Annotated in this window: 2 protein-coding genes; one reads left to right on the top strand and one right to left on the bottom strand. The window is 29.4% G+C overall.

All coding sequences use genetic code 11. The features are described from left to right. Window positions 1-346 (bottom strand): hypothetical protein (locus ACFFGL_RS06505; protein WP_378928156.1); only part of this gene is annotated, 346 nt, incomplete at its 3' end. A gap of 629 nt (window positions 347-975) precedes the next feature. Here ACFFGL_RS06505 and ACFFGL_RS06500 point away from each other — a divergent pair. Beyond that, window positions 976-1377 carry a helix-turn-helix domain-containing protein gene (locus ACFFGL_RS06500; protein WP_309730559.1) on the top strand — a complete coding sequence of 134 codons (402 nt, stop codon included), beginning with the start codon at window positions 976-978 and terminating at the stop codon, window positions 1375-1377. The last annotated feature ends 530 nt before the right edge of the window (window positions 1378-1907 follow it).

The following is a 1907-nucleotide window of genomic DNA, read 5'->3' as shown; positions in this document are numbered from 1 at the left end:
AAAAATTAGCTTTAGTATAAGAATAAATATCATCTATAAAAAAAAACCATTTAAAATTAAATCCAATAGTTCTAAGAGTGATATGTGATTCTGAAGTTATCTTGTTGGATATTTTTTGTAGAACATTTGACTTGTTTTCTTTACTAACTAGAACAATTTTTTTTTGTTCTATCAAAATTATTAAATCTTGTGTTTCTATTTTTGAGAAATTAGAAGTATAAATGCTTGACTCTAAAAATTTATCTTCTTCAATAAGTTCATTTTTAATAAAATATAACTTGTCAAAGAGTGAAGGTTTAAAATTACCTAATAGAACAATATTTGATTCAATAAAGTTTATTTTCATTTTAATAATTGTTGTTATCCCCTAAAGGTACATATTTTTTAATAGGTACAAATTTACACTTAATATTTTACAATTAATTTATACCTATTAACACTTTTTTTCAATTACTGCCAACTGATTATATACTTACAAATATATGTATTAACAATAAACTGTTACGGGCTAACCTAAGAAAGTAAATATTTATATATCTGCTCGTTGTGCCAAAAATAGGCGCTACTAGTAATTGTAACATTTCAATTCGTAAATCATTTATCTGTTATTCCTAAACTATATTTTTGAGTTATGTAAGGATAGGATTAGGAGGGAAACGGCCTATCGAGTAAAATATTAAAAATCAAGGTGGCAGCAGAGGAAAGAGATTAAAAGCTGTTTGAACGCAGGGAGTTCTTTTGATCTGTGGTGAAGGTTACCGTAGTATTTTCTTATATTTTACTCGTCAGCCTAGCCTTTTGCTTCTTTTCGGTAATGGAAAAGATGGGATGAAACCTATTGAAACGGAAGTATAGATCTTATAAGCTTTATCATCGCCTACCAGCCAACAGCTAAAGCTTTGGTAAAATACCGGTGGGGGAGTATCTTCATATTTTTTAAAAATTCGTATCTTTACTTTTCTAATCATAGATCAAATGAACAGTACAGCCACACCACATATCGGGAGAAAAATTAGCCGCATTCGAGAACTTCGCGGCATGAAACAAGAAGCGCTTGCCTTAGAACTAGGCGTTAGCCAACAAACGGTCTCTCATATGGAACAAAGTGAAACGCTGGAAGATGACAAACTGAACCAAGTGGCGAAAGTACTAGGGGTAAGCAAAGAAGCGATTGAGAATTTTAGTGAGGAAATGGCTATAAATTTCTTCAATAGCTTTCAGGATAGTAGTAAAGGCACTTTTAATAATCATTGTACCTTCAACCCCTTAGATAAATTAATGGAATCTCACGAAGAAAATAAAAAGTTGTACGAACGTTTATTGGAATCCGAAAAAGAAAAGAATACTTATTTAGAGAAGTTGTTGGATAGAAAATAAGTTGAACGCATAGAGAACTTATATTTATTTCTTCAGCTATAAGTGCTGACCCAAGTGAAGTTTTAAAAGGAATCGGTTAAGGAGTAAATCTTATCCTTTTTAAATTATATTAATGAAATATGCCTTTTGCTGTAATAGTAGAATGATGGGTTAAACATAAGTACTGCAGTGATTGATTTATAGAAGGAATAATGCATGTGCTTTTTTAAACACAATTACTTCAGTAAATGCTTTTGCAATAATAAATCTCAACCGAATTTAAAGGATTTAAAGAGAATTGCAGAAATTTTAAACGTAGATATTCGGGAATTATTGGTTTCTACGAAATGATTTTCTATATAAAATTTTATATTTAAAGTATTAAGTTGAACTTTATTAAAAGCAACTTAGATTACTATTTTTCTTTTGATTTTTTATATAAATGTAATTGAAGGCTTCCCTGTTTTTCATACAGTTTAAAAATCAACTATTTTTAAGTTATGAAGAAAAGCAGATTTACAGAAGCACAAATAATTGCAATGCTTCAACAG

The organism is Mesonia maritima (assembly GCF_042433895.1).
Classification (GTDB): domain Bacteria; phylum Bacteroidota; class Bacteroidia; order Flavobacteriales; family Flavobacteriaceae; genus Mesonia; species Mesonia maritima.
Note: the sequence above shows the minus strand (reverse complement) of the source record. Positions and strands in the feature narration are given on the sequence as shown.